Annotated in this window: 22 protein-coding genes and 2 pseudogenes; 16 read left to right on the top strand and 8 right to left on the bottom strand. The window is 63.5% G+C overall.

Features of this window, described 5'->3' with window-relative positions; all coding sequences use genetic code 11:
* Positions 1-76: 76 nt before the first annotated feature.
* A pseudogene (locus NKJ93_RS22005) lies at positions 77-837 on the top strand (SDR family NAD(P)-dependent oxidoreductase).
* Positions 838-1,058: 221 nt separating this feature from the next.
* Here the strand turns inward: NKJ93_RS22005 and NKJ93_RS22000 are convergent.
* From NKJ93_RS22000 to NKJ93_RS21990, 3 genes are all read right to left on the bottom strand, one after another.
* Positions 1,059-1,667, bottom strand: a complete 609-nt coding sequence (locus NKJ93_RS22000; protein ID WP_023721053.1) for a hypothetical protein — start codon at positions 1,665-1,667, stop codon at positions 1,059-1,061.
* A 214-nt stretch (positions 1,668-1,881) separates the two neighbouring features.
* Positions 1,882-3,162 carry a GNAT family N-acetyltransferase gene (locus tag NKJ93_RS21995; RefSeq protein ID WP_023721052.1) on the bottom strand — a complete coding sequence of 427 codons (1,281 nt, stop codon included), beginning with the start codon at positions 3,160-3,162 and terminating at the stop codon, positions 1,882-1,884.
* On the bottom strand, positions 3,162-4,562 hold the full coding sequence (locus NKJ93_RS21990; protein ID WP_352483566.1) for a lipopolysaccharide biosynthesis protein: 1,401 nt from the start codon (positions 4,560-4,562) through the stop codon (positions 3,162-3,164). Before NKJ93_RS21990 ends, NKJ93_RS21995 begins: the two co-directional genes overlap by 1 nt.
* Before the next feature lie 270 nt (positions 4,563-4,832).
* Here NKJ93_RS21990 and NKJ93_RS21985 point away from each other — a divergent pair, with 270 nt between their 5' ends.
* Positions 4,833-5,018 (top strand): hypothetical protein, encoded by a 186-nt coding sequence (locus tag NKJ93_RS21985; RefSeq protein WP_031194557.1) that lies wholly within the window; start codon positions 4,833-4,835, stop codon positions 5,016-5,018.
* A gap of 440 nt (positions 5,019-5,458) precedes the next feature.
* The gene (locus tag NKJ93_RS21980; protein WP_352591098.1) at positions 5,459-6,409 is read left to right on the top strand and encodes a 2-hydroxyacid dehydrogenase; all 951 of its coding nucleotides are present in this window, start codon (positions 5,459-5,461) and stop codon (positions 6,407-6,409) included.
* A gap of 280 nt (positions 6,410-6,689) precedes the next feature.
* Here NKJ93_RS21980 and secA read toward each other — a convergent pair whose 3' ends face one another.
* A complete protein-coding gene (secA, locus tag NKJ93_RS21975) occupies positions 6,690-9,422 on the bottom strand; it encodes a preprotein translocase subunit SecA (protein ID WP_023721048.1) in 2,733 nt (910 codons plus the stop codon).
* A 252-nt stretch (positions 9,423-9,674) separates the two neighbouring features.
* On the opposite strand from secA, the gene NKJ93_RS21970 reads away from it, so the two are divergent.
* Entirely contained in the window at positions 9,675-10,592 is a 918-nt protein-coding gene (locus tag NKJ93_RS21970; protein ID WP_023721047.1) for a peptidylprolyl isomerase, read from the top strand.
* Between the two features lie 43 nt (positions 10,593-10,635).
* Here NKJ93_RS21970 and NKJ93_RS21965 read toward each other — a convergent pair whose 3' ends face one another.
* Positions 10,636-11,292, bottom strand: coding sequence for a TetR/AcrR family transcriptional regulator (locus NKJ93_RS21965; RefSeq protein ID WP_352483567.1), 657 nt, complete (start codon positions 11,290-11,292; stop codon positions 10,636-10,638).
* Between the two features lie 111 nt (positions 11,293-11,403).
* Between NKJ93_RS21965 and NKJ93_RS21960 the strand changes: the two genes are divergently transcribed.
* The gene (locus tag NKJ93_RS21960; RefSeq protein WP_352591095.1) at positions 11,404-11,640 is read left to right on the top strand and encodes a putative antibiotic biosynthesis monooxygenase; all 237 of its coding nucleotides are present in this window, start codon (positions 11,404-11,406) and stop codon (positions 11,638-11,640) included.
* A gap of 3 nt (positions 11,641-11,643) precedes the next feature.
* Here NKJ93_RS21960 and NKJ93_RS21955 read toward each other — a convergent pair whose 3' ends face one another.
* Positions 11,644-12,870, bottom strand: coding sequence for a caspase family protein (locus tag NKJ93_RS21955; protein ID WP_352591092.1), 1,227 nt, complete (start codon positions 12,868-12,870; stop codon positions 11,644-11,646).
* A gap of 180 nt (positions 12,871-13,050) precedes the next feature.
* Between NKJ93_RS21955 and argJ the strand changes: the two genes are divergently transcribed.
* The 5 genes from argJ (at position 13,051) to NKJ93_RS21930 (ending at position 16,309) form a co-directional block, all read left to right on the top strand.
* On the top strand, positions 13,051-14,292 hold the full coding sequence (gene argJ, locus NKJ93_RS21950; protein WP_352483539.1) for a bifunctional glutamate N-acetyltransferase/amino-acid acetyltransferase ArgJ: 1,242 nt from the start codon (positions 13,051-13,053) through the stop codon (positions 14,290-14,292).
* On the top strand, positions 14,292-15,071 hold the full coding sequence (locus NKJ93_RS21945) for a GNAT family N-acetyltransferase (protein ID WP_352483540.1): 780 nt from the start codon (positions 14,292-14,294) through the stop codon (positions 15,069-15,071). Before argJ ends, NKJ93_RS21945 begins: the two co-directional genes overlap by 1 nt.
* Positions 15,068-15,490 carry a (deoxy)nucleoside triphosphate pyrophosphohydrolase gene (locus NKJ93_RS21940; protein WP_352483541.1) on the top strand — a complete coding sequence of 141 codons (423 nt, stop codon included), beginning with the start codon at positions 15,068-15,070 and terminating at the stop codon, positions 15,488-15,490. The genes NKJ93_RS21945 and NKJ93_RS21940 overlap by 4 nt, the downstream gene beginning before the upstream one ends.
* 127 nt (positions 15,491-15,617) lie before the next feature.
* Positions 15,618-15,923, top strand: a complete 306-nt coding sequence (locus NKJ93_RS21935; protein WP_023721040.1) for a hypothetical protein — start codon at positions 15,618-15,620, stop codon at positions 15,921-15,923.
* A gap of 206 nt (positions 15,924-16,129) precedes the next feature.
* Positions 16,130-16,309, top strand: coding sequence for a Flp family type IVb pilin (locus NKJ93_RS21930; RefSeq protein ID WP_023721039.1), 180 nt, complete (start codon positions 16,130-16,132; stop codon positions 16,307-16,309).
* 52 nt (positions 16,310-16,361) lie between these two features.
* Here the strand turns inward: NKJ93_RS21930 and NKJ93_RS21925 are convergent, their stop codons facing one another.
* Positions 16,362-17,234, bottom strand: a complete 873-nt coding sequence (locus tag NKJ93_RS21925; RefSeq protein WP_352591089.1) for a methyltransferase domain-containing protein — start codon at positions 17,232-17,234, stop codon at positions 16,362-16,364.
* A gap of 54 nt (positions 17,235-17,288) precedes the next feature.
* On the opposite strand from NKJ93_RS21925, the gene NKJ93_RS21920 reads away from it, so the two are divergent.
* From NKJ93_RS21920 to NKJ93_RS21900, 5 genes are read left to right on the top strand one after another with little or no spacing between them, the layout of a single operon-like run.
* Positions 17,289-18,089, top strand: coding sequence for a ComF family protein (locus NKJ93_RS21920; RefSeq protein ID WP_352591086.1), 801 nt, complete (start codon positions 17,289-17,291; stop codon positions 18,087-18,089).
* Positions 18,090-18,126: 37 nt separating this feature from the next.
* Positions 18,127-18,396: a glutaredoxin 3 gene (grxC, locus tag NKJ93_RS21915; RefSeq protein ID WP_352591083.1), complete on the top strand. Its 270-nt coding sequence runs from the start codon at positions 18,127-18,129 to the stop codon at positions 18,394-18,396.
* Positions 18,397-18,406: 10 nt separating this feature from the next.
* Entirely contained in the window at positions 18,407-19,273 is an 867-nt protein-coding gene (locus NKJ93_RS21910; RefSeq protein WP_352591080.1) for a carbon-nitrogen hydrolase family protein, read from the top strand.
* Positions 19,270-19,695: a DUF1178 family protein gene (locus NKJ93_RS21905; protein ID WP_352591077.1), complete on the top strand. Its 426-nt coding sequence runs from the start codon at positions 19,270-19,272 to the stop codon at positions 19,693-19,695. Before NKJ93_RS21910 ends, NKJ93_RS21905 begins: the two co-directional genes overlap by 4 nt.
* An 8-nt stretch (positions 19,696-19,703) precedes the next feature.
* Entirely contained in the window at positions 19,704-20,399 is a 696-nt protein-coding gene (locus NKJ93_RS21900) for a hypothetical protein (protein ID WP_352591074.1), read from the top strand.
* A gap of 77 nt (positions 20,400-20,476) precedes the next feature.
* Here NKJ93_RS21900 and NKJ93_RS21895 read toward each other — a convergent pair whose 3' ends face one another.
* A complete protein-coding gene (locus NKJ93_RS21895; RefSeq protein ID WP_352591071.1) occupies positions 20,477-21,277 on the bottom strand; it encodes an SDR family NAD(P)-dependent oxidoreductase in 801 nt (266 codons plus the stop codon).
* A gap of 175 nt (positions 21,278-21,452) precedes the next feature.
* Between NKJ93_RS21895 and NKJ93_RS21890 the strand changes: the two are divergent.
* A pseudogene (locus NKJ93_RS21890) lies at positions 21,453-21,956 on the top strand (helix-turn-helix domain-containing protein); the annotation flags it as partial.
* Between the last annotated feature and the right edge of the window lie 109 nt (positions 21,957-22,065).

The following is a 22,065-nucleotide window of genomic DNA, read 5'->3' as shown; positions in this document are numbered from 1 at the left end:
AAGGGGGACGGCATCCAAGCATGGAACAGAAACCTATAACCTACTTGCATGATGCAAGAACGAATGGCTTGCATTCATGCAAGTAGGAGGAGAGATCGCCGTGCCAAAATCGATGGAAGTCACAGACAAGGCCGTTCTGGTAACCGGGGCCAACCGCGGCCTCGGCAAGGCGCTGGTCGAGGAAATATTGAGGCGGGGTGCCAAGCGCGTCTATGCTGGCGCGCGCAAACCGCTCGCCCACGCGGATCAGCGTATCACGCCGCTGATCCTGGACGTGACCGATACGGCGCAGATTGGGGCGGCTGTCGAGCGGATCGGGTCCCTCGATATCCTCATCAACAATGCTGGCATCGGGCTCTACGACGACCTCGGCGATCGTGCTGCGCTCGAGCGACACCTCGCCGTCAACCTGCTCGGCGTGCACGGCGTAACCCACGCATGCTGCCGCTGCTCACGCGTTCGCGCGGCGCCGTGGTCAACATCCTGTCGGAAGCGGCCCTCGTTCCCTTCCCGATTATTCCGTCCTACTCGCTGTCGAAGGCCGCCGCGTTCTCCATGACGCAATCGCTACGTGCTCTCGCCGGCGCTCGTGGCGTGAGCGTTCATGCGGTCCTGTCTGGTCCCATAGACACCGACATGAGCAGAGACGCCGACATACCGAAGAGCTCCGCGGAGAGCGTCGCGAAAGGTATCCTGGACGGCATGGCGCGAGGGGAGGAGGAAATTTTCCCCGATCCAAAATCGGCATCAATGGCCGAGAGTTGGCGCGGCAGCGCGTTCAAGGCGCTCGAACGCCAGATGGCGGCTTTCGTCCAAGCCATGCCCGCCAAGTCATAGGCGACCGCGCTGCGAGCCCAACGGCCCCGCAGCGAATGCGCTATGGCGAAATTGCCCTAGGCTGCCGATGCGTCGCCGGTTCGATCCGGGCTGAGGGCACCATTTTCTTCCGGGAAACCTCGAGAGGTTACTTGGGCGTTATCCCAGGAGCGTCCTCTGGGATAACGTCTGAGATCCGGCAGCCCTTCCTGGCAAGCTGCGGATCGCAGCCCGAGCCGCTATCACATCGGCCCCGGCACCATCTTGGTCGGCTGCTCCGGCATCGGAAACGCATAATTGTCGCATTTCACGTCCGGGTTCGTCGGGCTGAACATTCCGAGCGGGTTCTCCTTGAACAGCCAGGCGTGAAGGTCGTAGTGGTGGAACTCCTTCGGGATGAGCGGATAATGCCCCTCCATAGGCCCCATGAATGTCTGGCCGAAGAGCTTCGGCGGCTCCTTGGTGTCCGGCGTCAAGGGCACGAGCCATTCCACACCGACCAGGCGCAATTCGCCGCCGACCGGCTCATAGATCAGCACATTGGGGCGCGTCGGATCCGCGGTCGGGCCGACAGTCGTGACGTTGACGAAATGGATGCCCATCGCGCCCTTCGGGTAGTCCATCGCTCCCTCTACCTTTTCGCCGCTGTAGAAGACGCATCCAACCGTCGACAGATAAAGCTCGCGAATGGCAACCTTGTAGTCTTCATACCTGGACAGCGATTTACGCAGGGCATCGATCTCGGCCTTGTCGGGTTCGGCGGCCCGAGGAGCGGCGGCGTTCAGACACGCGCCGACGAGACCTGCCAATGTGAGGATACCGAGACGCCTGAGGTGAGTTGTTTTCGTCATGCATTCCTCCCAGATTTTTCTTCTGGCCGTGCAGGACCGAGGCGGCAGTGATGCTGGACGCGCGGCCGTAATTGATCGCCTCATCCCTGTTGGGACTGCGTCGATGCTAATCCTTTCCGCTGATCGGGAGAATTAACCCTGACGACCTAGGCCGGAGCAGGTCGATGGTGCGGAGACGGTCGGCTGGGCCGGGTCCCCCTTTGGACCCGATGCGCTACCGTCGCCGCAGCAGGCTTCTCATCCGGTTGCGCAGCAGGCGCGCCATGTTGCGGGTCTCGCGGTAGAGGTGAAGCTGCGAGGCCGCCTGGCGGGCGGGGCGGTCGGCGTCCGGCGTCAGCCCGATCACCAGCGTGCCCATCGGCTTGCGTTCGCTCCACAGCCGGCTCATCACGGGGTGGTCGGGCACCGCGCAGGAATCGGTCATCATGATGTTGGGGTCGTCGAGATGCTGCCTGGTCACCTCGATCATCAGCAGCGTGCCCGGCGAATAGGCGGCGAGCGTCTCGTCATAGGCGGTCTTCCAGGTATAGGCGACGCCGGCCTCGACGAAGACGACCAGGCAGGCGATGGTGCGGCCGTCGAGCGTCAGCGAATGGATGCGGCAAAGATCCTGCTCGGCCAGCCGGTGCACCGCCTCGCGGGCGAAGGCGGCGCGGTAGCGGTCGATGGCCATGGCGGTGCGCTCGCGGCCTTTCCAGCCGGCGGCCTCCAATGTCAGGAAATTTTCGATGGCGTGGCGGATCTCGTCGGGCCCGCGCGCCACGACATGCTCCAGCCGGCCGAGGTCGGCGAGGCGGCGCTTCAGGCGGCGAAACTCGCGATAATGGTGGGCGCGCAGCGAAGCCTTCAGATACGCCTCGCCGTCGAGCTCGCTTTCGAGCACCGGGCGGTCGGCCTTGCCGGTGGTGACCAGCGTCAGGCCGCGCGTCTCGGCGACGCTGGCGAGCAGGCTCGCCACCGGACCATCCAGCCTTATGTCGGGCAGCACGAAGACCTTCGGCAGCTTGAGATGCGGCCTGGACAGCATCGAGAAGAAATCCTCGATGACGCCGATCGGATCGTCGCGATCGACCAGCGGCGTGCCGATCGGGCCGAACGGGCTCGACCAGGTGCGCATGACGGGAATCCCGAGCGGCACCATCGGCCGCTCGACCGAGAACGGCACCAGCAGGCGCAGCCGGTTGCGATACTGGTCGCCGTCGCGGATGACCGCCAGCCGCACCTCGCGGTCCTCGAGCCTCGGCATGGCCGGAGCCAGGAAGCGCGGATTGAAGAAGACGTTCGGCTCGATCGTGCGGGTGCAGAGATAGTCGAGCTCCTCGACCAGGTCGAAGCCGGCGGAGGCCGGATAGATGGCAAGCTTGCGCTCGGGCCGGTTGTTGGCGAGGATCTCGACATGGGCGGGATCGGCTTCGCGCGCAAGCCCGGCAAGGCCGGACACCATGGCGCCGGCCGGGCCGCCGCTGGTTTCCTCGAGCAAGGGGACGGCAGCCATCAGGCGGCTCCTTTGGCGGGCACGAAAATGACCATGGCGATGCCGAGCTTGCGCCAGACCGTGAAGGACAGCGCGCCGGCCTCGAAGATCATGGCGAAGACGGTGGCCATCGCTGCGCCCCACAGACCGAAGAGCGGGATCAGCACGACGCTGAGCGCGATGTTGAAGGCCAGCGTCATGGCGTAGACGGCGGCGCAGATGTTCTGGTTGCCGCTCATGGTGAGCAGGCTTTCGCAAGGGCCGACGGCGGCCCGGGCGACGACGCCGAACACCAAAAGGAACAGCAGCGGATAGCCGGCGGCAAATTCCGGGCCGAACAAGGTCAGCATCGGCTCGCCCAGGGCCAGCACCAGCAGCGCCATCGCCAGCGACGGCCAGAACGTCCACGACACGGTTTCGCGGGCGAAGGCGGCGAGCTTGTGCGGCTCGCCATGGGTGAACTGCGCATAGCGCTGGGCAACGCCGGCCTTGACAGCGAAATAGACGAAATGCACCAGCGCCAGCGTCTTGACGGTGGCGAAATAGACGGCGACGTCGTTGGGTTCGAGATAGGCGCCGACCATCAGCACGTCGGCATTGGTGAGCAGGAAGAAGAAGCTCTCGACCAGGAAGATCGGCAGCGAGACGATGAACCATTGGCCGAAATGCAGCTTCATCGGCCCGGCCGGGATCCGTCTGTCCATCCGCGAGGTGACGCCGATGAGCTGGCCGAGCGTGGTGGCGTAGGTGGCGGCGATTGCGGCAAAGATCGCCGTTTTGGCATCGGGCGCGTAGCCCGCCAGCAGCATCAGCGCCATGAACGCCAGAATCAGCAGCGGCCGCACCAGAAATGTCGGCGACAGCGCAAACAGCGCCCAGGAATTGGCCCGCGCCAGCCCTTGCAGAAGGTCGGACATGGCGATCATCGGCAGGCAGATGATGCCGAGGATGAACGGCATGACGTAATAGTTTTCGATATAGGACGACAGCAGCCAGACGCCGAGCGCGCCGAGACCGGCGATCACCGTCGAGGCAACCAGCACGAACAGCCGGCTGGCCTGCACGATGCCGCGCAATTCGGCCAGCATGCCGCGCTCGCGATATTCGGGAATGAAGCGGATGACCGAGGTGTGGAAGCCAAGGCAGGCGAGGTTGCCGACGATGACCATCGTTACCCAGACGAGGACGAAAATGCCGTATTCGAACGAGCCCATCCAGCGCGCCATCAAGACCTGGCTGACGAAGGCGATGACGGCGCTGACGATGCGGACCGAAAAGGCGATCAGCGACATGCGGCCGGCTTCGCCGCGCTCGCCGGCGCTGAACAGCACGGCATCGATCAGGCCAAGCAGCGGCCTTATGCGCAGCGCAAAGCGCTGCGGCAGGAACCGCCCGGCTGTCGTCGCCGCGGAAAAGCGCACCCCGATCACACTCCGTTTTCCGCTTCTTTTCTGGCTATGCGTGTAGCGAAAACACATTAAGAAACGGTTGGGTGGGTGTTCCTTCGCCCCGTTCACGGGGAGAAGGTGCCGGCAGGCGGATGAGGGGCGGCGCGCTGCTTCATATTCATCATTCGCGCAACCCTTCACCCTGCTCTTTAGTGTCTCAGTTTGAAATACGCGGAAACGCCTATCTCGTTTGCCCCATATGCGAAAACGCCTATATGCTTAGCGGAACGCATGGCAGCAACAATGGTCTACACTGTCATTTGGTATGGAAGGCAGGGCATCGTCGACAAGGTGATCTTCGACGACGAGAAGACCGCGAAAGATCATGCAACCTCCATGTTCCAAACCCGAAAGGGTGACGATGGAATCGTGTCCGTTGAAGTTCGTAAGGACAACGGCGCTGTCGTCTTTAGCCATGCGGAGAACTAAGAATGCCAACCGGACCTAAAGGCCAGGAAGGATGTTCTGGCACCACTTACCAGCTCACAAAGAAGCTCATCAAGATCGTTGCCGAGGTTATCAGCCATGGGCGTTATGTCGCCTTCCAGATGCGGAGGTCGCTATCCCGAGGCAACTCTTCACCGACATCCTGCGGCTGATCGCGGAACTCCGGCCATCGCCCCATCCATCACCGGCGTGACCGGCCCGGTTGTCATGCGTTTCAGCAAAACAAGGGGAGAACTATGCCTTGAAGAAAGCGAAATCGACATCCTCGGCCGGCAGCGGGCAGACATCACGGCTTTGGCGGATCACCAACGCCATTTTTGCCGGGGTCTGATCTTGCAACTGGTGCCAGTTTGCGCAAACCTCAGTCTCAACAGAACGGTAATCCGGTGGATGCCTGATTACCTGAATCTGGGAGGGGCGAAGTGTTAGGCGAGCCCATTACCGTTCTGATGGTCAATGAGTATCCTGACTACATTGATGCACAAGTGTGGGCTGCTGAGCTGAAAACCCGTGTGCCGCAGCTGGAGTTCAGGCTTTGGCCAGACGCCGGGAACAAAAGTGACATAGACATTGTGCTGATCGACAAGGGCGCCAGTCCTGGCTTTTTTAATGCCATGACGGGGCTAAGCGCCGTCGTCTATTTGGGAGCCGGTGTCGAGGGTATTGATCTTCAGAGCTTTCCCAAGAGTGTTCCGCTCATCAGGCTCGCAACGCGTGAGCAGGCTTCGGAAGTGGTGCAGTACATCGTCCTTCGCGTTCTCTGCCAGCAACGGCATGTTGCGGATTACATGAGTCTACAAGCCCGCAAGTTGTGGAATCCGATCGCGCCGCGGAAGATCTCCGAGACAAGAATAGTTGTGCTTGGTGCGGGCCGGATCGGTGGCTGGGCCGCAAAGCTGTTTGCGGACTTTGGCTACGACACAGCAGTCTGGTCTCGTCATCAAAAGACGCTTCCTGGCATACACAGTTACTTTGGCCGTGCCCAGCTTGAGGGCGCACTCACAAGTCGGGACTACGTTATCTGTTCACTTCCCCTGACTGGTGAGACTCGTGGGATACTGAACTTGAGTGCCTTTGGAAAAATGAAGCGAGGTGCCTACCTTGTGAATGTCGGCAGGGGCGCGCATGTCAACGAAGCCGACCTGATCCGCGCTCTCGACGAAGGTCAGCTTTCTGGTGCTTGTCTTGACGTGTTTGAGCGTGAACCGCTGGAGGCTTCATCGCCGTTGTGGACTCATCCCAAGGTGACCGTCACACCTCATGTCGCGAGCTTCTGGGTGGATTCTGGAATCGACCAGGCCGCCGATCTCTGCGGTCAAGTCGCCAGAGGAGAGCCTCTGTCCAACAAGATCGACCTCGAACGGGGTTATTGAATCAAAGTAGTGTCTTTACCCACTTTAGCAGGTTCCGATCTTCATGAAGCGCGGACATCAGCGCGTGCGTCACCCGGCTATTAGATTTCAAACTCAAACACCACCGCCGGTCGAGATACAGAAAATTCGAAATGCGTATTTTGGTGTCGGCGGGACACCGCCCCCCTCTGGCCTGCCGGCCATCTCCCCCTCAGGTGGGGAGATTGGCTAGTCGCAGACGTCCGTGCCGCCCCGCCTTAGGGCACCTTCTCCCCATCACGGGGAGAAGGAAAGCGCAGCCTTACGCAAACGCCCCATGACAGTGCTTGTACTTCTTGCCCGACCCGCACGGGCAGGCCTCGTTGCGGCCGACCTTGCCCCAGGTTGCCGGGTTCTTCGGGTCGCGGTCTTCGGGGGCGACGATGGCGTTGCTTTCCTGGCGGACCAGCACGGCCGTCTCGCCGCCGTCGAAATCGTCTTCGCCGGTGCTGCCGTCGATATGGCTGCCGAACATGTCAGGGGCCTCGGGCGGCGGCGCGTCCGCCGCCTGGCGGACCAGCTCGACGCGCATCAATTGCGCGGTGACGGCCTGGCGCAGATTGCCCAGCATCGCCTGGAACAGCTCGAACGCCTCGCCCTTGTACTCCTGCAGCGGATCGCGCTGGGCATAGCCGCGGAAGCCGACGACCGAGCGCAGATGGTCGAGATTGACGATGTGCTCGCGCCACAGATGGTCGAGCGTCTGCAGCACCACGGAGCGCTCGACATAGGTCATCACGTCGGGGCCGAAGCGCTCGGCGCGCTCCTTGGCGGCGGCTTCGGCAGCCTGGCTGACGCGCTCGCGGATGTCGTCCTCGGCAATGCCTTCTTCTTTGACCCAGTCCTCGACCGGCAGATCGAGATTGAGGAATTCGGCGATCTCGGCCTTGAGCCCGGCGACGTTCCACTGCTCGGCATAGGCGTTTTCGGGAATGTTCTTGGCGACGATCTCCTCGATGACGCCTTCGCGCATCTCGGTGATGGTCTCGGACAAGCCTTCGCCGTCCATCAGCTCGATGCGCTGCTCGAACACCACCTTGCGCTGGTCGTTCGAAACGTCGTCATATTTCAACAGGTTCTTGCGGATGTCGAAGTTGCGCGCCTCGACCTTCTTCTGCGCCTTTTCCAGCGCCTTGTTGATCCACGGATGGATGATTGCCTCGTCTTCCTTGAGGCCGAGTTTCTGCAGCATGCCGTCCATGCGCTCGGAGCCGAAGATGCGCATCAGGTCGTCCTGCAGCGACAGGAAGAATTTCGAGCGGCCGGGATCGCCTTGGCGGCCCGAGCGGCCGCGCAACTGGTTGTCGATGCGGCGCGATTCATGGCGTTCGGTGGCGAGCACATAAAGACCGCCGGCGGCGAGTGCCTTTTCCTTCAGCCGGGCGATGTCGTCGCGGATGTCCTTTTCCCTGGCCTCGCGCTCGGGGCCGGCCGGCATGTCGCCAAGCTCCTCGGCAATGCGCATGTCGGCATTGCCGCCGAGCTGGATGTCGGTGCCGCGGCCGGCCATGTTGGTGGCGATGGTGATGGCGCCCGGTTTGCCCGCCTGGGCGACGATCGCCGCCTCGCGCTCGTGGTGGCGGGCGTTCAGCACCTCGAAATCCTTGAAACCTTCCTTGCGCAGGCGTTCAGCCAGTTGCTCCGACTTCTCGATGGAAGTCGTGCCGACCAGCGTCGGCTGGCCCTTGGCGCGGGCTTCCTTGATCTCCTTGACGATCGCCTTGTATTTCTCCTCTACCGTCCGGTAGACCTCGTCGTCCTCGTCAATGCGGATGACCGGCAGGTTGGTCGGGATCTCGGTGACGTCGAGATTGTAGATGTTGGCGAATTCCTCGGCCTCGGTCAGCGCCGTGCCGGTCATGCCGGCCAGCTTCTTGTAGAGGCGGAAATAGTTCTGAAAGGTGACCGAGGCGAGCGTCTGGTTCTCCGGCTGGATCGCCACATGCTCCTTGGCCTCGAGCGCCTGGTGCAGGCCTTCCGAATAGCGGCGGCCGGGCATCATGCGGCCGGTGAACTCGTCGATGATGACGATCTCGCCGTTGCGGACAATATAGTCCTTGTCCCTCTGGAACAGCCGGTGCGCCTTCAGCGCGTTGTTGACGTGATGGACGATGGCGACATTCTCGACGTCGTAGAGCGACTCGCCCTTGAGCAGGCCGGCATCGCGCAGCATGTTCTCCAGCTTCTCGGTGCCTTCTTCGGTGAAGATCGAGGTCTTCTGCTTCTCGTCGATCTCGTAGTCCTGCGGCTGCAGCTGGATGATGAAGGTGTCGATGGTGTTGTACATTTCCGAACGGTCCTCGAGCGGACCGGAAATGATCAGCGGCGTGCGGGCTTCGTCGACCAGGATGGAATCGACTTCGTCGACGATGGCGTAGCTGTGACCGCGCTGCACCATCTGGGCGCGCTCGTATTTCATGTTGTCGCGCAGATAGTCGAAGCCGAGCTCGTTGTTTGTGGCGTAGGTGACGTCGGCGGCGTAGGCGACGCGGCGCTCCTCGTCGGACAGGCCGTGGACGATGACGCCGACCTTGAGGCCGAGGAATTTGTAGACGCGGCCCATCCATTCGGAGTCGCGCGTGGCCAGGTAATCGTTGACGGTGACGACATGGACGCCATTGCCGGCGAGCGCGTTAAGGTAGACCGGCAGCGTCGCCACCAGCGTCTTGCCTTCGCCGGTGCGCATCTCGGCGATGCCGCCATTGTGCAGCACCATGCCGCCGATCAGCTGCACGTCGAACGGCCGCATGCCGAGCACGCGGCGGGCGGCCTCGCGCACGGTAGCGAAGGCCGGCACCAGAAGGTCGTCGAGGCTGGCGCCGTTGGCGATGTCCTGGCGGAATTTGTCGGTGCGGGCCTGAAGCTCGGCGTCGGAAAGCGCCCGCATCTCGTTTTCCATGGCATTGATCGCCTCGACGCGCGGCCGGGTCGATTTGACCCGACGATCGTTGGAGGAGCCGAAAACCTTACGGGCGAGACCGCCGAGACTGACCATCCAATGGCCCTTTCGATAGCATTCCAAGTCATTGCGACGGGCGCCGGCCGGCCCCCATCAAATCCGCGTGAACGCGGACAAACGCAAAAAGCGCCCGGAAACGGTTCTGGACGCAAAGTCGTTGGACAGATAAGAGGGGGCTCATTCGATGTCAACGCCGCGCTCGCCCTGTCGACCGCGCCAAATTCCGCCACAATCCTGCTGGTCTGGAAGCCATTCCGCTCTAGCTACCCCGCTTTGGAGATAATCGTAATGTCTGTATTGTTCCGCCGCGCGTCGCTCGCCAGCCTTGGTCTGGCATTCGGGCTGTCGGCCCTCTCGCTGTCGCCGTTGATGGCGCAGGAAGCCGCCCCTGCCCAGCCGGCGGCACCCGCCCCGGCGGCCAAGCCGGTCGATCCGAACGCCGTGGTCGCCACCATCAACGGCCAGACGCTGACCGAGGCAGACCTTGGGCTTGCCGAGGGCGAGCTGTCGCAGCAGTTCGCGCAGCTTCCGCCCGAGCAGCGCCGCGCCGCGGCGCTGTCGGCGGCGATCGAAATCCGCGTGATGGCGGCCCAGGCGGTGACCACCGGCCTCGACAAGGATCCCGACTTCCAGCGCCGCATGGCATTCCTGCAGCAGCGCGCGCTGCATGGCGAAATGGTCGAGAAGGGCGTCGTCAACAAAGTTACCGATGCCGAGGTCCGCGCCCGCTACGACCAGGAAATCGCCAACACGCCGCCCACCAACGAGGTGCACGCCCGTCACATCCTCGTGAAGACGAAGGAAGAGGCGGACGCCATCATCAAGCAGCTCGACGGCGGTGCCGATTTCCAGAAGCTTGCCAACGAGCACACCAGCGATCCGAGCGGCAAGACCAGCGGCGGCGATCTCGGCTGGTTCGGGCCTGGCCAGATGGTGCCGGAATTCGACAAGGCGGCGTTTGCGCTGGCGGTCGGCAAATACACCGAGCAGCCGGTACAGTCGCAGTTCGGCTGGCACGTCATCAAGGTCGAGGACAAGCGCACCAAGCAGCCGCCGGCCTTCGACGAGGTCAAGGACCAGGCCCGCCAGGCGGTCATCCGCGACAAGTATTTCGCGCTGGTCAAGTCGCTGCGCGCCAACGCCAAGGTCGACATCCCCGATGCCAACCTGAAGAAGACGGTCGACGCACTGGAAAGCGCGAAATAGGCCAGATTGAGCTACGACAGGGCGCGCTGCCGCCCTGTCGCTTCTATTTGGTAGGGCGAACGATGATGCGTCGACGCCGCCGCCGGACCGCCGTGGCATCGCCGGCATCGCCAGCGACGATGCCTTTCAAGACATAGCCGACCGCCCTGTGCAGCGTCGCTTCGTCCTCGTCGAGGCGGTTCGTCAGAAGATGCGTCCAGGCGTACGAGGCGATCAGGTCGGCGACGACAGTGGCATCGACATCGGCTGCCACCTCTCCCCTTGCCTTGGCGCGTTCGACCATCTGGCCGGTGTGGACACGACGGCCTCTCGCGTATTCGGCAAGGGCGGCGGCCGCTTTTTCGTCCGACTGCGCCTCGGCAATCAGCGATCTGAACACGCTGCCCGACGATGTGTCGCGCCAGTGCGCAAACAAGCTCTTCAGGAAGCCGACGAGGTCCTGCTCAAGGTTCCCGGTGTCGGGATTGTCGACACGCTTTTGCCGCTGGTAGACGTCGAGCAGCAGAGCGGCCTTGCTTGGCCACCAGCGATAGATCGTCGGTTTTCCGGCGCGCGCCCGCCGCGCCACCGCCTCGATGGAGAAGCCGGAATAGCCGGCTTCGACCAGTACCGCTTCGGCGGCATCGAGAATGGCATCGGCGCTTTCGGGGCTGCGCCGTGCGCCGGCTGATTTGCGCCCGGGATCGGTGGTTTCGCCCATCTCGTCTTCCTTGCCGACGATCTCAGCAGCCATCATACACAGCCCCTTGACGAAACGAAACGATCCGTTTCATATGTAACGGAACGTTCCGTAACGATAAGGAGAACAGCAATGACCTCGACTGTCGCCACGCGTTTTTCGCGCTTGCGCTTCGCCCTGCTGGTGCTGCTCGGCGTCTACCCGCTGATCACTGCCATTTTGTACATGGTTTTTCCGCTGACCAAGGAGTGGCAAATCTGGCAGCGTACACTGGTCATCGCGCCGCTGATGGTCTCGATCATGATCTGGGGACTGATTCCGGGCGTGCAGCCGGCGTTTCGCGGGTTCATTAACCCAGCGGTCCGGTGATGTTCATTCCAGCGCCTGCGACGTTTCCGACGCAACGCGCCACTCGCCGTCGGCCAGCACGAGTTCCAGCATGACCCGTGCCTTGCCGGTCAGCCGCTGCGCCGAGTGGTCCTTCGGCACATAATCGTAGGTCATGGCGAAAACCGCATCGGCGCGGTCCTTGCCGTGCGGCGTCACCTCAAGGCTGCCGGGCTCAAGACCGAACGACCACGACGCCCATTGCGCGAACCAGTCAGTCTTGACCTTGACGATGGCCTCGCTGTCGTAGCGCGTGCCGTAGATGGTGGCCGACGCACCGTAAAGCCGCTTGACGGTCTCGCGCATCGCCTTGGCATCAGGCGCCAGATAGTCGTGGCGCAGAAACTGCTCGATGGCGCCCTTGTCGCCGACGGAGCGTTCGAGCGCTACGACCTCAGACGCGGGCGCCGGGGTGACGGCCGGTTTCGGTTGCTGGGCACTGTCTCCGCCCGGCACAAATTCGAAACGCTCGAGCAGCGATCCCTGCTCCCAGGGACGCTGCGCCTCGCGCGTTGCGGAAACGACATCGCGGCGCACCGCGATCATCATGTCGTTGATGCTCTGTCCGGGCTCCGCCATATGCCGCAAAAGTGCCGCCGCAAAGGGCGAGTTGCGCCCCGTCCCGTCCATTGCCACAGCGCCGGGCGCCGTCGAGAAGGCAATGAATGAACCGCGTGTCGACTGGAACTGGGCGAGGCCGGCGAGAGCCGTCGCCGAGCGCGTCGTGGCGCTGCGGCTGAGACTTCGCGCAAACGGGTTGTTGCGGCAGGCATCGAGGAAGACCAGGCTGACCTTGGTCTGCTGCTCCATGATGTCGAGGACCTCGTCGATCGGCACGGCCTCGAGCTGGAGCTTGACCGGCATGTCCAGCCTGGCGTCGACCGGCACGATGAAGTTGCGCCCGTCGACCTGCAGGCCGTGGCCGGCATAGTAGAACAGCCCGGCACCGGCGCCCTGCAGCGCATCGGAGAATTCGCCGATCTTGCGTTCGAGCTCGCGCTTGCCGAGATCGTTGCCTTCGATCACTTCGAAACCGATGGCGCGCAGCTTGTCGGCAATGTCGAGCGCATCGTTGACGGGATTGGCCAGCGTGCCGGCTTTGGCGTAGCTGCCGTTGCCGACCACAAGCGCCACGCGCCGCGCCGTCTGCGCATCCGCGCGCAGCAGCAGAAAGCCCAGAAACGCCAGTGCCAAGACCACAAGCCTGCCCATGGGGCAGGATCATAGCGCTATCGGCCGCAGCGATGCCAACAAATTTGCAACAGCCCTGCTTGCGGCATGAGGCAGTGTCAGGCGTCCGGCACCCGTAACGGCTGTGAAAACGGCTTGCGCCGACGCGCGCTATCGGGCAAACCGGCGTTCCTTTCGCGATTTTCCCGCCCGGGGTCTTCCATGTCCGCACAGGTTTCGCCGCTCGCGCCGAAGAAATATGCCAAGATGCCGACCATCGAGGGCGTGCGCATCGCCACCGCCGAGGCCGGCATAAAATACAAGAACCGTACCGATCTGCTGGCCATGGTGTTCGACGCCGGCACCACCGTCGCCGGGGTGTTCACCAGGTCGAAATGCCCCTCGGCGCCGGTCGACTTCTGCCGGCAAAACCTCACGGCGGGCAAGGCGCGCGTTCTGGTCGTCAATTCCGGCAATGCCAATGCCTTTACCGGCCAGAAGGGCCGCGCTTCGACCGCACTCACGGGCGAGGCGGCGGCGAAGGCGGCCGGCTGCACGCCAGGCGAGGTGTTCCTGGCCTCGACCGGCGTCATCGGTGAACCGCTCGATACTGGTAAGTTCAGCCACCTGCTGGCCGGGCTGATCAAGGACGGCAAGCCGGAATTATGGACCGAAGCCGCCAAGGCAATCATGACCACCGACACCTATCCCAAACTGGCGACCGCGACGGTCAAGCTCGGCAATGCCGACGTCACCATCAACGGCATCGCCAAGGGCGCGGGGATGATCGCGCCCGACATGGCGACGATGCTTTCCTTCATCGCCACCGATGCGCCGATCGCAGCACCGGCGCTGCAGGATCTCTTGTCGCGCGGCACGGCCAAGACCTTCAACGCGGTCACCGTCGACAGCGACACCTCGACCAGCGACACGCTGCTGATGTTCGCCACAGCTGCTGCCGCCAGGCGTGGCGCGCCGGCGATTTCCGACCCCAAGGATGCGCGCCTCGGCGCGTTCCGCCGTGCCCTCGGCAAGGTGTTGAAGTCGCTGGCGCTACAGGTGGTGCGCGACGGCGAGGGCGCCCGCAAGCAGGTCGAGGTCACCGTCACCGGGGCCAAATCGGCCCGCTCGGCCAAGCGCATCGCGCTGTCGATCGCCAATTCGCCGCTGGTCAAGACGGCAGTCGCCGGCGAGGACGCCAATTGGGGCCGTGTCGTCATGGCCGTCGGCAAGGCCGGCGAACCGGCCGACCGCGACCTTCTGTCGATCTGGTTCGGCGACAACCGCCTGGCATATCAGGGCGAGCGCGACGCCGCCTATTCCGAAGCGGCGACTTCGGCGTATATGAAGCGCGACGAGATCCGCATCCGCGCCGATATCGGCATCGGCCGCGGCAAGGCGACGGTGTGGACCTGCGATCTCACCAAGGAATATGTCGCCATCAATGGCGATTATCGGAGCTGATGACATTGGCTTCCAGACATCCGGCAAGCGTGTTGGCGATCGTGCGCCGCTACGAGGCGGCTGGCTTTCGCGCCTGGCCGGCGGCCGCCGTCCATTATGACGGCACCTGGGTCGTGCGGCTGACGGCCGGCCATCCGGCCAAGCGGCTGAATTCGGTCAATCCGCTCGATCCGGGCGACATCCAGCACATTGCCGAGCGCATCGGCCGCGCCAGCCGTCGCTTCGACGCCTATGGCAGGCCGCTGACCTTTCGCGTCTCGCCGCTGTCTGGGCCGGATCTCTCAAAGTACCTCGACGGCGAGGGCTGGAGCACATTCGCGGAGTCGCTGGTCATGCGGCTGCCGCTGGCGGACGCCATGCTCGACGACGCCATGGACCAGATTCCGTTGAAGGACATCAGCCGTTTCATCGGCGCAGCGCTCAAGGTGAGCGGTTCGGACGTGTCGCTACGGCCCGGCCTGTCGGAGATCATTGGCGCCATCCAGCCGGAGGCCGGGCTGTTTGCGCTGGAGAACGGCAGCGAGCCGCTGGCAACGTTGATCTGCGTGCATGACGGCGACCTTGCCGGGCTGTTCGAGATCGCCACCGACAGATCGGTGCGCAACCAGGGCCATGGCCGCCACCTCATCCGATCGGCGCTGAAATGGGCGCGACTGCGCGGGGCGCGGGAAGCCTGGCTGCAAGTCGAGGCGGACAACGCGCCGGCGCTGGCGCTTTACCGTTTGCTCGGATTCGACGAAGTCTATCGCTATCACTATCGCCGGCCACAAGGCGCATGAGCGGCTCAGACACGGTCGGCAAGCGCCTGCTCCTGGTTGCGGCCTGCGCGCTAGTCGATGCCGACGGGCGCGTGCTTTTGGCGCAGCGGCCCGAAGGCAAGCAACTCGCCGGCCTATGGGAGTTTCCGGGCGGCAAGGTCGAGCCCGGCGAAACGCCGGAACAATGCCTGATCCGCGAACTGTATGAGGAGATCGGCATCGAGACCGATATCCCTTGCCTGGCACCACTCACCTTTGCCAGCCATTCCTACGATGATTTTCACCTGCTGATGCCGCTGTTCGTCTGCCGTCGCTTCCGCGGCATTGCCCAGCCGAAGGAACGGCAGGTGCTGAAATGGGTGCGGCCGCGCCAGATGCGCGATTTTCCAATGCCGCCGGCCGATGCCCCGCTGATCCAGTTCCTCATCGATCTGCTGTAACGGCCGATCTCCCGTAAACCGGGCAGCTCCGCGAAGCGATATCAGCAGCGTTAATGAAAGATTTATCTGGCCGTGAAAAATTGACGCAAAGCGGTTACGCCGATTCCACCGCTGGGGAGCGATTTGCATGAGCTTCGACAAGGACTGGGACTTGCCTTGGCCCGATCGCCTTCCTGGCGCCGCCAATGCTGGCATGGGAATATTGCGCATCGCCCTTTTGTTCGGCTCGGCCGCGGTGGCTCTGGCCTTGATCGCGACACCCTACCTCGACAGCCGGACCCGATCGCAGTTTGCCCGCGATGGGCTTGATACAATGAGCACCGGCTCGATCGGCCAGCGCGACAGCTATACGCTGCGCAAGAGCGTGCTGCAGCCGCTGCCCAGTTCGGTTTGCGTCATTCGGGCCGATGGCAGAAGCAGCGGTGACTGCTGACGTCCTCAACAGATATCTGAAGCGCGTCGCGTTCGACCGGCCTCGTGCGACGCGCTTATGTTTCGATGCATGTCGTTATCGCAAAACCGCTGCACACTTTTGCGCGACATGCATTGGAATGCAGCTGTTTCACCGCGCGTTAAGCCTGTCACGTTAACCTTTCTTAACGGGTCGGCGCTAGGTTCCGGCAAGAGGGATGGGCGCCCATGAAAATCTTGCTGCAACGATTTTTAGAAGACGAGAGGGGTGCGACGGCTATCGAATATGGTTTGATCGTGGCCGTGCTGTCGCTTGCCATTGTCACAGGCATCGGCCAGGCTGCCGGTGCGATCGAGTGGCTGTTCAGCGACAACAGCAGCAGGCTTGCCAACGCATTTGCGCAGTGATTCGCTCGGCTGTTGCGCAGGGCTACGCTTAGCTTTTTGCGCAGGGATACGCTCAGGGGCCGCCGGGGTTTTCCAGGATCGTCTTCAGCGATATTTTTGCGGAGCCCGGCTTCAGCGGTTTTTGCTGAGAGGCATCGGGCGCCCAGCCTGACATCCAGACCACCGAGAAGCTCGCCCTGACGCGGCCATCGGCATCCGAAAACCGCTCTGCATAGATTTCGGCGGCGCGCGCGAACAGCGCTCGGGTGCCCGGCCGTCTGCTGCGGTCGACAAGCGCGCTGGTCTCGCCCATTGCGCGCAGGTCGGCGACAAGGCCAAAGAGGGAATCGTAGCGCACCGTAATCGTCTCGACGTCGGCAACCGGCAGCGCCAGGCCGGCGCGCTGCAGCAGCGCGCCGGCGTCGCGGACATCGGTGAACGGGATCACACGCGGGCTGGCACCGCCGTAGAGCTCGGTCTCGGCGGCAAGCAGGCTTTCGCGCAGTTCGGAGAGCGTGCCTATGCCGGCGAAGGCGCCGAGGAAAAGCCCGTCCGGTTTCAGCGCCCGGCGGATCTGCACCAGCATGCCGGGAATGTCGTTCATGGCCTGCAGCGACAGCAGCGAGACAGCGAGATCGAGGCTTTCCGGCTCGAACGGCACGGTTTCCAACGGCGCCACCACTCCTGGCCGGCCGTCGAGGAAAGCGGCGTCGGCCTCGACGCGCACGTTTTCCGCTACCTTGCCGCTTTCTGCGAGCACCTCTGCTGCTGCCGGCGTCTGGCAAAACAATGAGGTCGCCTTGCCGAACTTGCGTTCGACGGCGCCGAGCCGGTCGGCAAGATCCTCGGCCGCCCGCCGCATGAGGAAATCCGCCCCGGCGATAGGGCGGGCCAGTGCCCGGTGCTTGCGCGCCAGCCAGAGCGAGGTGTCGATTACGGGCTGCAATGGGCAGGTCCTTGTGCTTCGCTCTCTGATATAGTGATGCGGAGGACCAACCACGTGGCCGATCCCATGCCAGAGATCAAGCGTATTGCGATCAAGAGCATTGCCCGCAAGGCATTGGGCTGGCCGGCGCGCCTGTTGTTCCCGCCGGTCTGCGCCGGCTGCCGCCGCCATGTCTCGCAACCCGGCGTGTTGTGCGGCGCCTGCTGGCCGAAACTCAGGCTGCTGGAACGGCCATGGTGCCCGGTGATGGGCACGCCGTTCACCCACAATATGGGTGAGGGGTTCCTGTCGGCGGAGGCGATAGCCGACCCGCCGCCATTCGAGCGCGCGCGGGCGGCGGTTGCCTATTCCGGCGTTGCCCGCCAGATGGTGCAAGGGCTGAAATATCAGGACCGCACCGATCTGGCGCCGTGGATGGCGCGCTGGATGCTTCGCGCCGGTGCCGAGCTCATCGCCGAGGCCGACGTGGTCGTGCCGGTGCCGCTGCACTGGCGGCGCTTCTTCAGGCGGCAGTTCAACCAGTCGGCGGAACTGGCGCGGGCGGTGGCGCAGCTCGGCGATCGGCCCTTCGCGCCATCAGCCATCAAGCGCGTCAAACTCACGCGCCAGCAGGTCGGGCTGGAGCGGCGGGAACGCGAGGAAAATGTGCGCGCCGCATTCACAGTGCCTGATGAAGCGGAGATCGAAATCGCCGGCCGCCGGGTGCTGTTGATCGACGATGTCTACACCACCGGCGCCACGGTCCGTGCGGTCGCCAGGGCGTTAAAGAAGGGCGGTGCCGGCGCAATCGACGTACTGACCTTCGCGCGCGTGCTGCCGGGGGACTTTCGGGCCGACGAATCGGCGCCTATATAGCCTAGATGACAGCGGAACGAGGCAGGGTTGCTGACCGATGGTCGATGTGACGATCTACACGCGGATGATGTGCGGCTATTGCACCGCGGCCAAGCGGCTGCTCGACAGGAAGGGTGTCGCCTATACCGAGCACGACGCCTCCTTCTCGCCGGAACTGCGCCGGGAAATGATTTCCCGGGCCCACGGCCGTTCCACCTTTCCGCAGATATTCATCGGCGACACGCATGTCGGCGGCTCCGACGATCTCCACGAATTGGAGGCGGAAGGACGGCTGGACAAATTGCTCGCCAACGGCTCGGCCAGATAAGGACATGACGATGGGTGGTTTCAAGGCGGCGGCGATCCAGATGCGTTCGGGAACCAGCCCGGAGCGCAATGCGGTCGATCTGGAACGGCTGGTGCGCGAGGCGGCAGGTCTTGGCGCGACCTATATCCAGACGCCGGAAATGACCGGCGCGCTGATCCGCGACAGCCAGGCGCGGGCCGCTTCCTTCACCTCCGAAGACAAGGACATCGTCGTCTCGACGTCGCGGCGGCTGGCCAAGGAACTCGGCATCTTCCTGCATATCGGCTCGACCGCCATTCTGCGCGCCGACGGCAAGCTTGCCAACCGCGCCCTTCTGTTCGGGCCGGACGGTGCCACGATTGCCACCTACGACAAGATCCACATGTTCGACGTCGATCTCGACAATGGCGAGAGCTGGCGCGAATCCGCCGCTTATGAGCCGGGCACGGAGGCTGTCGTCACCGAAATCGATGGCGCGAAGCTGGGCTTTGCCGTCTGCTACGATCTGCGCTTCCCGCAGCTGTTCCGCGCCGAGGCGCTGGCCGGCGCCGATCTCCTTTCGGTGCCCGCCGCCTTCACCCGCCAGACCGGCGAAGCGCATTGGCACGTGCTGCTCAGGGCGCGTGCCATCGAGAACGGCGCCTATGTCGTTGCCGCCGCGCAAGGCGGCGTGCACGAGGACGGCCGCGAAACCTATGGCCATTCGCTGATCGTCGATCCCTGGGGCCGCGTCATCGCCGAGGCGGCGCATGACGAGCCGGCGGTGATCGTCGCCGAGATCGACCCGGCGCAGTCAGTCGCTGCGCGCAAAAAGATACCGAATCTCAAAAACGCACGCGATTTTGCCGTAAACGCCGGTTTGGCGCAGGCGCCGCGTCTCAGGGGTGCCGCCTCTTGATCCGCTTTTCCCTGATCTGCGAACACGAGCACGAATTCGAAGCCTGGTTCCGCAGCAACGACGATTTCGACACCCAGAAGAAGCGCGGCTTCGTCGACTGCCCGACCTGCGGCTCGCACAGGGTCGACAAGGCGCTGATGGCGCCTGCCGTCTCCACCGGGCGCAAGCGCGAAAGCATCGCGCTGGCCATGGGCGAGGCGCAGAAGCAGGCGCTGGCGCAGCTCAAGGCCATGGCCGACAAGGTGCGCGAGAATGCCGACTATGTCGGCGACAAATTCGCCGAGGAAGCGCGCAAGATCCATTTCGGCGAAAGCGATCCGCGCGGCATCTATGGCGAGGCGACGCTGGGCGAGGCCAAGAGCCTCGCCGACGACGGCGTCGAGTTCATGCCTATTCCAAGTTTCCCCGACGACCGCAACTGAGGAAAGTCTTGCCCCATCCGGAGAAGACTGAAAAGCGGCGTGGTTCAGAGATAGTGATCCGTGTTTTCAGCTGGTTGGCTATAAAGTCGATCGACAAGAGAACGATCGATGGGTTGCCAGTTTTCTATAATGGCGAGAGCGGTGGGAAAGATGCAGATAAGGTTGCCGCCGCGCTGCGATTGATTCAAGAATTTGACCCTGTTCGATACAGCCGTCTGGTCCGCGATCTCAAACGGATCTGGATCACAATCAATCCAGGTGCCGCTGCGCAATTTGTGAAATCGACTTCGACTTGCGAGCTTGATCGGCGATTTGTTCTAGGCGAGCACACGCTGACCGACCAGATCGCCAGCGCGATAGTGCATGAGGCGACGCATGCGCGTCTCCATCAGCGAGGCATTGGCTATGAGGAGGAATTGCGCCACCGGGTGGAGTGGGTTTGCATGAGACGTGAACTGGCTTTTGCGGCGAAACTGCCGGACGGGGCGAGTATTCGTCAATGGGTCGAAGCTCGACAAACGGAACCCTCGGATTTTTCCAATGTAGCGATGAATGGTCGGCAAATTGATAGCGCGCGTGATGCCTTGCTCCATCTCAATGCTCCAGGTTGGCTGGCAGACTTGATCGTCTTTTTCGCCCGGCGGCGATATCAGAGGCGTATCAGGCGACAAGAAGCTGAAGCGCATTTCGACAAGCGAAAATGATGCTCCGTTTCGCTTGTGGGGATTCGCTTCCGCCCAGAGCGGCGATGCCGCCGCCCCCTGCACAAGCGTCCGCAATTTCAGGCCGAGCAGCAAGGATGGGCCTCGCGGGTAATCGTTTCGCTGCTTCTTTCGTGCCCACTGCTTGACGGGCTTGCTTCACTTGACGGGCTTGCTTCCGCATAGGCTGCAAACTGGCGTTCAAGCGCCTTGACCGCACTGCTGCGCCAACCCTCCGCCACGGATTCCGACATGGGATCGGGGAAGATTTCCTCCTCGCCGTTCTCCACGCCGTCCAGGATCGCTCGCGCAACAGACTCCGGAGAGGCCTTCGGGATGTCCAGGCCCCGTGTCATGTCCGTGTCCACGGGGCCGGGAAGGACCCTGTGGACGCTGACACCCCGTCCGGCCAAGAGGGTGCGCAACGACTGTGACAGTGAGAACGAGGCCGCCTTCGAGATCGAGTAAGCCGGACTGAACGGCACGGCGGCAATCGAGGCCAGCGACAGAATGTTGACGATGGCTCCCCGCGACCGGGCCAGCAACGGCAGCAGAGCCTGGGTCACGTCATACGCGCCGAAGAGGTTTACGGCGAGCTGTTGTTCGAGCACGCGACGGTCGCTGAGGTCGTCGAAGGGCGATACGCCGGCGTTGTTGATGAGGATATCGAGAGCATCGATTTTCTCGACGGCCTCCCGGATCTGCGCGGCGTTCGTTACATCCATGGTCAGGGACGTTACACGCCGGTCGGGGTGAGCCATGGCTTGGCGGGTTGCGGCATAGACGCGCTTTACGCCTCTGCTCAGGGCTTCCTCGACCAGTGCCCGACCGATGCCCCGATTGGCTCCAGTCACCAGGATAGTTGTGCCTTCGATCTTCATTGCGTCTCTCCTAGTGCTTATCGTTGTGTTCGAGCTCAGTGCATAATCGCGCCGCAACTCAGGTGCGCCGCAACTCAGGTTGGCTACAGTCGCCATTCTCGATACGACTGGTTGGTGAGATGGACTTAGCGCCGGATGTCGAAGCCATGGGAGTGACAAGTGTGACGGGATTCCGATGGACTCGCTGATCACGGCCGCGGCGCATGCGCTCGCGGCGGGCGATCCGCTCGGCGCCTTGAAACGGGTTGCGCTGCGCGACGATGCGCCGGCCCTTGCGTTGCGCGGTATCGCGATGGCGCAGCTTGGCGACCTGAATAGGGCGAAGGTTCTTCTCAAGAGGGCGGCGCACGCATTCAGCCCGAGGGAGGCCGTGGCCCGCGCGAGGTGTATCGTCGCCGAGGCCGAGATCGCGCTCGTCTCGCGCGACCTCGCCTGGCCGGCCAAGGCACTCGACACCGCGCGGGCGACGCTTGAAAAGCATGGCGACCGCGTCAACGCCGCGCATGCGCGCAACCTCGAAGTTCGGCGCCTGCTGCTGATTGGTCATCTAGACGAAGCCGAGCGCAGGCTGGACGGCTTCGATCCCTCGCCGCTGCCGCCGGCATCGCGGGCCGCCCACGAGCTGGCTGTCGCCGGCATCGCCATCCGCCGCTTGCGGACCGGTCCTGGGGGGGGGGCCCGCCCCCCCGCGGCGGGGGGGGGGGGGGGGGGCCGGGGGGGCCCCCCGCGGGCCGCGGGGGGGGGGGGGGCGGGGGGGGGGGGGGGGGGCGGGGGCGGGCGGGGGGGGG

Source organism: Mesorhizobium sp. M0028, from assembly GCF_040323855.1.
In the GTDB taxonomy this organism is placed as follows: Bacteria; Pseudomonadota; Alphaproteobacteria; order Rhizobiales; family Rhizobiaceae; genus Mesorhizobium.
This window is presented reverse-complemented; position numbering and strand designations above follow the sequence as displayed.